Origin of the sequence: Streptomyces graminilatus, assembly GCF_001418565.1 — a bacterium.
GTDB lineage: Bacteria > Actinomycetota > Actinomycetes > Streptomycetales > Streptomycetaceae > Streptomyces > Streptomyces graminilatus.
In genome coordinates, this window is the sequence record NZ_LIQQ01000263.1 from 21,500 (window position 1) to 27,819 (window position 6,320).

Annotated in this window: 8 protein-coding genes, 3 tRNA genes and 1 pseudogene; 4 read left to right on the forward strand and 8 right to left on the reverse strand. The window is 69.6% G+C overall.

The window, feature by feature from the left end:
• Positions 1-71: 71 nt before the first annotated feature.
• The 5 genes from AOK08_RS22205 to AOK08_RS22225 all read right to left on the reverse strand — a co-directional run bounded on the left by AOK08_RS22205 (position 72) and on the right by AOK08_RS22225 (position 1,600).
• Positions 72-521, reverse strand: a complete 450-nt coding sequence (locus AOK08_RS22205; RefSeq protein ID WP_055529000.1) for a MaoC family dehydratase — start codon at positions 519-521, stop codon at positions 72-74.
• Positions 522-525: 4 nt separating this feature from the next.
• Positions 526-978, reverse strand: coding sequence for a MaoC family dehydratase N-terminal domain-containing protein (locus AOK08_RS22210; protein WP_055529002.1), 453 nt, complete (start codon positions 976-978; stop codon positions 526-528).
• A gap of 176 nt (positions 979-1,154) precedes the next feature.
• On the reverse strand, positions 1,155-1,319 hold the full coding sequence (gene rpmG, locus AOK08_RS22215; protein ID WP_018834916.1) for a 50S ribosomal protein L33: 165 nt from the start codon (positions 1,317-1,319) through the stop codon (positions 1,155-1,157).
• Positions 1,320-1,408: 89 nt separating this feature from the next.
• Positions 1,409-1,481, reverse strand: a tRNA-Met gene (locus AOK08_RS22220).
• A gap of 46 nt (positions 1,482-1,527) precedes the next feature.
• A tRNA-Thr gene (locus AOK08_RS22225) sits at positions 1,528-1,600 on the reverse strand.
• Positions 1,601-1,968: 368 nt separating this feature from the next.
• On the opposite strand from AOK08_RS22225, the gene AOK08_RS22230 reads away from it, so the two are divergent.
• Both AOK08_RS22230 and AOK08_RS22235 read left to right on the forward strand, forming a co-directional pair.
• Positions 1,969-3,219: an amidohydrolase family protein gene (locus tag AOK08_RS22230; protein ID WP_055529004.1), complete on the forward strand. Its 1,251-nt coding sequence runs from the start codon at positions 1,969-1,971 to the stop codon at positions 3,217-3,219.
• Positions 3,220-3,309: 90 nt separating this feature from the next.
• Positions 3,310-3,966: an NAD(P)H-binding protein gene (locus tag AOK08_RS22235; protein WP_055529006.1), complete on the forward strand. Its 657-nt coding sequence runs from the start codon at positions 3,310-3,312 to the stop codon at positions 3,964-3,966.
• Positions 3,967-4,042: 76 nt separating this feature from the next.
• Here the strand turns inward: AOK08_RS22235 and AOK08_RS47490 are convergent.
• Together AOK08_RS47490 and AOK08_RS22240 are read right to left on the reverse strand one after the other, a co-directional pair.
• A pseudogene (locus tag AOK08_RS47490) lies at positions 4,043-4,295 on the reverse strand (hypothetical protein).
• A 108-nt stretch (positions 4,296-4,403) separates the two neighbouring features.
• Positions 4,404-4,485 (reverse strand) — tRNA-Tyr (locus AOK08_RS22240).
• Positions 4,486-4,721: 236 nt separating this feature from the next.
• Between AOK08_RS22240 and AOK08_RS22245 the strand changes: the two genes are divergently transcribed.
• On the forward strand, positions 4,722-5,210 hold the full coding sequence (locus AOK08_RS22245) for a YajQ family cyclic di-GMP-binding protein (RefSeq protein WP_055529007.1): 489 nt from the start codon (positions 4,722-4,724) through the stop codon (positions 5,208-5,210).
• A 98-nt stretch (positions 5,211-5,308) separates the two neighbouring features.
• Here the strand turns inward: AOK08_RS22245 and AOK08_RS22250 are convergent, their stop codons facing one another.
• Positions 5,309-5,575 carry a GlsB/YeaQ/YmgE family stress response membrane protein gene (locus AOK08_RS22250; protein WP_055529009.1) on the reverse strand — a complete coding sequence of 89 codons (267 nt, stop codon included), beginning with the start codon at positions 5,573-5,575 and terminating at the stop codon, positions 5,309-5,311.
• A 181-nt stretch (positions 5,576-5,756) separates the two neighbouring features.
• Here AOK08_RS22250 and AOK08_RS22255 point away from each other — a divergent pair.
• A partial coding sequence (locus tag AOK08_RS22255) for an amino acid permease (protein WP_157876754.1) occupies positions 5,757-6,320 on the forward strand: 564 nt, incomplete at its 3' end.

Consider the following 6,320-nt stretch of genomic DNA (forward strand, 5'->3'; position numbering starts at 1 on the left):
CAGGTAAGGGGCGCCCGCCATTGGCGAACGCCCCTTACCCAGGCCCGGAAACGGATTCCGGACCGGCGTACTCAGCCCAGCCGGACGACGGCCCGGGACATGCCCAGCACCTTCTGGCCGTCGCACTTCGCGAGGAGGTCGACGCGGACCGTGTTGTCGTCGAGCTTGGCCCCGACCTTGCCGCTGACCTCGATCGTGGCGCCCTTGTCGTCGTTCGGGACGACGACCGGCTTGGTGAAGCGGACGCCGTACTCGACGACTGCTCCCGGGTCGCCGACCCAGTCGGTGACGACGCGGATCGCCTCGGCCATCGTGAACATGCCGTGCGCGATGACGTCGGGCAGGCCGACCTCGACCGCGAACTTCTCGTTCCAGTGGATGGGGTTGAAGTCCCCGGAGGCGCCCGCGTACTGGACGAGGGTGGCGCGAGTCACGAAAAAGGTCTGGGCGGGCAGCTCGGTGCCGACCTCGACGTCGGCGTAGGAGATCCTCGCGGAACCGTTTCCTGAATTGGCCGTCATGACGTCAGCCCTCCTCGGCGGCGCGGGCGACGAGCTTGGTCCAGGCGGTCACGACGTGCTCGCCCGCCTCGTCGTGGACCTCGCCGCGGATGTCGATGATCTCGTTGCCCACCATCGACTTGATGGCCTCGATGGTCGAGGTGACGGTGAGCCGGTCACCCGCGCGGACGGGGCGGACGTAGGCGAACCGCTGGTCGCCGTGCACCACCCGGCTGTAGTCCAGGCCGAGCTTCGGGTCCGCCACGACGTCTCCCGCCGCCTTGAACGTGATCGCGAACACAAAAGTGGGCGGGGCGATCACATCCGCGTGACCAAAGGCCTTGGCGGCTTCGGGGTCGGTGTACGCGGGGTTGGTGTCCCCCACCGCCTCCGCGAACTCGCGGATCTTCTCCCGGCCGACCTCATAAGGCTCGGTGGGCGGATAGGACCGCCCCACGAAGGACTGGTCGAGCGCCATGGGCTCGGCACCTCCTGAATCGAAACGGATCTCGCTGGTTCGTCTGCTTCGGATGGTCGCGCGGTTCGCAGTAGGCGTGCTGATGCCGTGCTGATGTGCTGCTGACGTCGTTCTGCTGCAACGACGCGAGGCCGCCCCCCAACCAACAGGGGACGGCCTCGACGTACGAGCCTGATTTATCGCGTTTCGCGGTGCGCGGTGTGCGCGTTGCAACGCGGGCAGTGCTTCTTCATCTCCATTCGATCCGGGTTGTTACGCCGGTTCTTCTTGGTGATGTAGTTCCGCTCCTTGCACTCCACGCAGGCCAGCGTGATCTTCGGGCGGACGTCGGTGGCAGCCACAGGAGTGCTCCTTGACGAACGGATGGGACAGTTGAACGCATAACAGAGTAGCCGATCGAAGGACCGACCCCGCAATCGGCTACTGTCAGTAGCGGTGACCGGACTTGAACCGGTGACACAGCGATTATGAGCCGCTTGCTCTACCGACTGAGCTACACCGCTGTGATGCGATTGGACCCCGTCTTGCGACGGGGACCTCTCACACCAGAGCCCCAATGCGGAATCGAACCGCAGACCTTCTCCTTACCATGGAGACGCTCTACCGACTGAGCTATTGGGGCGAGCGATGAAGACATTACACGCTCGGCCACCGTTCACCCAAATCCGTTTCGCGGCGCCCTCCCAGGCCTGTTCCGGCCCCCGTTCCGCACTCCTTCCGTGCTCCTCCCGGACTCAGTCCGGGCTCCGAAAACCGACCCCCAGCGGCCTCAAAAACCCCTCCCTCAACCACTCCCGCAACCGGTCTCTCAGCCGCCCCCACAACGGCTGCCGCACCCCTCGCCGGCGATCTTTCCCGTCCGGCGGACCACACCGGTACGACTATTGCGCTCCTCCGCAACAGGGGCGGATGCCCGCCCTAGGCTCGACTCACTCTGCGTGATCTTGTGTCCCCGCTTTCGCGCAGCCGCCCCCGAGCAGCAGGAGCGCGATGCCCGACAGCCAGCCGCAGCCGCCCCACTCCTCGTCGCCCGCTTCTTCGGGTTCTTCGGGGGACCCGGCAGCGCTCCTCCTCTGCGGAGCGCGTCTCACCGACGGCCGGACCGTGGACGTACGGCTGGGCGGCGGTCGTATCGAGGCGGTCGGCACCGTGGGCAGCCTCAGCGCGTACGCCACCCGCGTCGACCTCGGCGGCTACCTCCTCCTGCCGGCTCCCGCCGAGCCGCACGCGCACGGCGACACCGCACTGTCCGCCGACGCCGACGGCCCGGTCTCGTACGACCCGCCGGACGTCCAGCGCCGGGCCACCGAGGCAGCTCTGCTCCAGCTCGGCCACGGAGCCACGGCGTTGCGCTCACACGTCCGTATCGGCGACGTACCGGGGCTGGGTGCCCTGGCCGCCGTACTGCAGGCGCGGCGGGCGCTGCGCGGTCTCGCCGAGCTGACGGCGGTGGCGATGCCGCGCGTGCTGACGGGCATCGCGGGGGCGGACGGGCTGGCGATGCTGCGCGACGCCGTCAAGATGGGCGCGTCGGTGGTCGGCGGCTGCCCGGACCGCGACCCCGACCCGACCGGCTATGTGGAGACAGTCCTGGAGGTCGCCTCGGAACACGGCTGCCCGGTCGATCTGCACACGGACGGTGACGACCCGGCCCGGCTGGCCCGGCTCGCGGCGATGGCGGGCGGTCTGCGCCCCGGGGTGGCCATCGGCCCCTGCGGCGGCCTCGGCCGGCTGCCGGCCGAGGCCGCCTCGCGGGCCGCGGACCAGCTCGCCGCGGCGGGCGTGACGGTGACATGCCTCCCCCAGGGCGGCTGCGGCGGCGCGGAACGCCGTGCCACGGCTCCGGTCCGACTGCTGCGGGCGGCCGGGGTACGGGTGGCGGCCGGCAGCGGGGCGCTGCGGGACGTGTCGAACCCGGTGGGCCGCGGGGACCCCCTGGAGGCGGCGTATCTCCTCGCGTCCCGGCACGGTCTGCGCCCGGAGGAGGCGTACGACACCGTGAGCGCGTCGGCGCGGGCGGTGCTCGGCCTGCCGGAGGTGCGGGTGGAGGCGGGCTTCCCGGCGGAACTGCTGGCGGTCCGGGGCGACCGTCTGGCCGGCGCGCTGTCCCTCGCCTACAGCCGAATCGTGGTGCACAGGGGGCGCGTTGTGGCACGTACGAGCGCGGTACGGGAGTACTGCAACACCCCGGCCGTGGCGGCGCTGGACCTGCCGCGACAGGGGCGTACGGGGCCGTCGTGAGGCGGGGGAGACGGGGAGTTCCCGGCGGAGCGGACGGACGCCGTACGGGCCGTGCGGCGAACGGGTTCGGCGGGGCGTACGGTCGAAGACATGCGCATTGTCATCGCTGGAGGTCACGGTCAGATCGCGCTGCGGCTGGAGCGGCTGCTCGCCGCGCGCGGTGACGAGGTCGCGGGCATCATCCGCCGCCCCGAACAGGGCGACGACCTGCGGGCGGCCGGCGCGGAACCGCTGGTCTGCGACCTGGAGTCGGCGTCGGTGGAGGAGGTCGCGGAGCTGCTGCGGGGCGCCGACGCGGCGGTCTTCGCGGCCGGCGCGGGCCCTGGCAGCGGGGCGGCCCGCAAGGACACGGTGGACCGGGGAGCGGCGGTGCTGTTCGCGGAGGCGGCGGTCCGGGCGGGCGTACGCAGGCACGTGGTCGTGTCGTCGATGGGCGCGGATCCGGCCCACCGGGGCGACGACGTCTTCGACGTCTACCGGCGGGCCAAGGGCGAGGCGGACGCGTACGTCAGCGGCCTGGACGCGCTCGACTGGACGATCCTGCGCCCCGGCGCCCTGACGGACGACGCCGGCACGGGCCGCGTACGCCTGGAGGCCGACACGGGGCGCGGCGCGATCCCGCGCGACGATGTGGCCGCCGTGCTCACCGAACTGCTGGACACTCCGGCGACAGCGGGCCTGACGCTGGAGCTGATCGGCGGTTCGACGCCGGTTTCGGTGGCGGTGAAGTCGGTGGCGGGCAACTAGGACGAGCCTTCGCCGGCTTTGGGCCGGGACCCCCGGGCTGGAACCCAAGGCAGGGGCCCTGGGCTGGGACTCTGGGCTAGAAGAGGGGCAGTTGGCCGGGGAATTCGGGTTGGACGTACCCGTCCAACGATGGCTGGGCCGCTCCGAGTTCCGCCTGCCGCCGCGATCCCGGACACGAGACGAGTTCCCCGCTCCCCCGGGCTCCCCCGGGCTCCCCGCGGATCGTGCCGCGCGAATCTCCCGGCGACGACAGCGATCTCCCGTCGGCACTCGGGACAGCTCCGACGCCGGGACGACGACACGAACGACGGCCGTGACTGCGATGACATGGGATCACTCTCCCTCATGGCCGCTCATCAGGAACGACGCATGACAAAGGGCATGACAAAGGGCCTGTGATCTGCGATAAGCAGATCACAGGCCCTTTGTTTAACCTGTGGCGGCGCCAGGGTTCGAACCTGGGTAGGCTGAGCCGGCAGATTTACAGTCTGCTCCCTTTGGCCGCTCGGGCACACCGCCAGGGTTTGCTGCCATTTCGAACCGCTTTTCGGCGGTGCTCCCTGGCAACGACGTAAACAATACCCGATGCCCAGGGGTGCTTCGCCACCCGATTGAGCGGCGCCCGGAGGGAAGGGGGTGGCTACCCTTATGCGGATGCGGCCCGGGACGTACACCGGGCTCGGCTGCTGTCCCGACGCACGCCGATACGCACTCCACAGATTCAGACAAGCACCCCATACAAGGAGCCACAGGACATGGCCGACTCCAGTTTCGACATCGTCTCGAAGGTCGAGCGGCAGGAGGTCGACAACGCCCTCAACCAGACCGCCAAGGAGATCTCCCAGCGCTACGACTTCAAGGGCGTGGGTGCCTCGATCTCGTGGTCCGGCGAGAAGATCCTCATGGAGGCGAACTCCGAGGAACGGGTCAAGGCGGTCCTCGATGTGTTCGAGACCAAGTTGATCAAGCGTGGCATCTCGCTGAAGGCCCTGGACGCGGGTGAGCCCCAGCTCTCCGGCAAGGAGTACAAGCTCTTCGCCTCGATCGAGGAGGGCATCTCCCAGGACAACGCGAAGAAGGTCGCGAAGATCATCCGCGACGAGGGCCCGAAGGGCGTGAAGGCCCAGGTCCAGGGCGAGGAGCTGCGCGTCAGCTCGAAGAGCCGCGACGACCTTCAGACCATCATCGCCCTCCTCAAGGGCAAGGACTTCGATTTCGCACTGCAGTTCGTGAACTACCGGTAGTCCACGAGTGGTCGGGGGAGGGTGGGCACCCCGCGTCGCCCACCCTCCCGGCCGTTCCTTGCCGGCCGCCAGCTACCGGCTGCTTGTCAGGTACGCGCTCAGTCGCGCGAGTTGCCGAACAGGATGCGGTACGCGATCAGCAGCACCAGTGAGCCGCCTATCGCCGCCGCCCACGTGGTGCCGTCGTAGAACTGTTTGCTGATGGGGTGGTCGAAGAAACGCGCCGAGATCCAGCCGCCGAGGAAGGCCCCCGCGACGCCGATGACCGTCGTGCCGATGAACCCGCCCGGGTCGCGCCCCGGCAGCAGGAACTTGGCGATGGCCCCGGCCAACAGCCCCAGGATTATCCAGCCGATGATGCTCATGTCCTGAACCTGCCCCTCTGCTCTGTGTTCGAACTGTCCCGGCACTGTGACTTGCGACGTTGTCGACCTCGTCGGGTCGGCGCGTTCGGTGTGTTCGGTTTGGTGAGTTGTTCGTCTCGCGTTGCTGTACAGGACGTCAACGCGGTGTCCGGCGGTTGCACCGGTCAGTAGGGTGCGGCCCATGACACAGTCCAGCGCCCCATCGCCACCCGAACTGCGCCGCACCCTCGGTGTCGGGGACGCCGTGCTCATCGGGCTCGGCTCGATGGTCGGGGCCGGTGTCTTCGCGGCCCTGGCACCCGCGGCGGGCGCGGCCGGATCAGGGCTGTTGCTCGGGCTCGCCACGGCGGCCGTGGTCGCCTACTGCAACGCCATGTCGTCCGCCCGGCTGGCCGCCCTCTATCCCGCATCGGGCGGCACCTACGTGTACGGGCGTGAGCGGCTCGGCGTTTTCTGGGGCTATCTCGCGGGCTGGTCGTTCGTCGTCGGGAAAACGGCTTCCTGCGCGGCGATGGCCCTCACCGTGGGCACGTACGTCTGGCCTGATCAGGCGCACGCGGTCGCGGTAGCGGCCGTGGTCGCGCTGACCGCGGTGAACTACGGCGGCGTCCAGAAGTCCGCCTGGCTGACGCGGGCGATCGTGGCTGTGGTCCTCGCTGTCCTCGCTTCCGTGGTGGTCGTGTGCCTGTCCTCCGGTGCCGCCGACGCCGGCCGGCTGGAGGTGGGGGCCTCCGGGGGTGTGGGC

Excerpts from the sequence above, each read along its gene's own strand:
- AOK08_RS22205 (WP_055529000.1), bottom strand. The coding sequence starts at position 521 with ATGACGGCCAATTCAGGAAACGGTTCCGCGAGGATCTCCTACGCCGAC.
- AOK08_RS22210 (WP_055529002.1), bottom strand. The coding sequence starts at position 978 with ATGGCGCTCGACCAGTCCTTCGTGGGGCGGTCCTATCCGCCCACCGAG.
- AOK08_RS22230 (WP_055529004.1), top strand. The coding sequence starts at position 1,969 with ATGCCCGACAGCCAGCCGCAGCCGCCCCACTCCTCGTCGCCCGCTTCT.
- AOK08_RS22235 (WP_055529006.1), top strand. The coding sequence starts at position 3,310 with ATGCGCATTGTCATCGCTGGAGGTCACGGTCAGATCGCGCTGCGGCTG.
- AOK08_RS22245 (WP_055529007.1), top strand. The coding sequence starts at position 4,722 with ATGGCCGACTCCAGTTTCGACATCGTCTCGAAGGTCGAGCGGCAGGAG.
- AOK08_RS22250 (WP_055529009.1), bottom strand. The coding sequence starts at position 5,575 with ATGAGCATCATCGGCTGGATAATCCTGGGGCTGTTGGCCGGGGCCATC.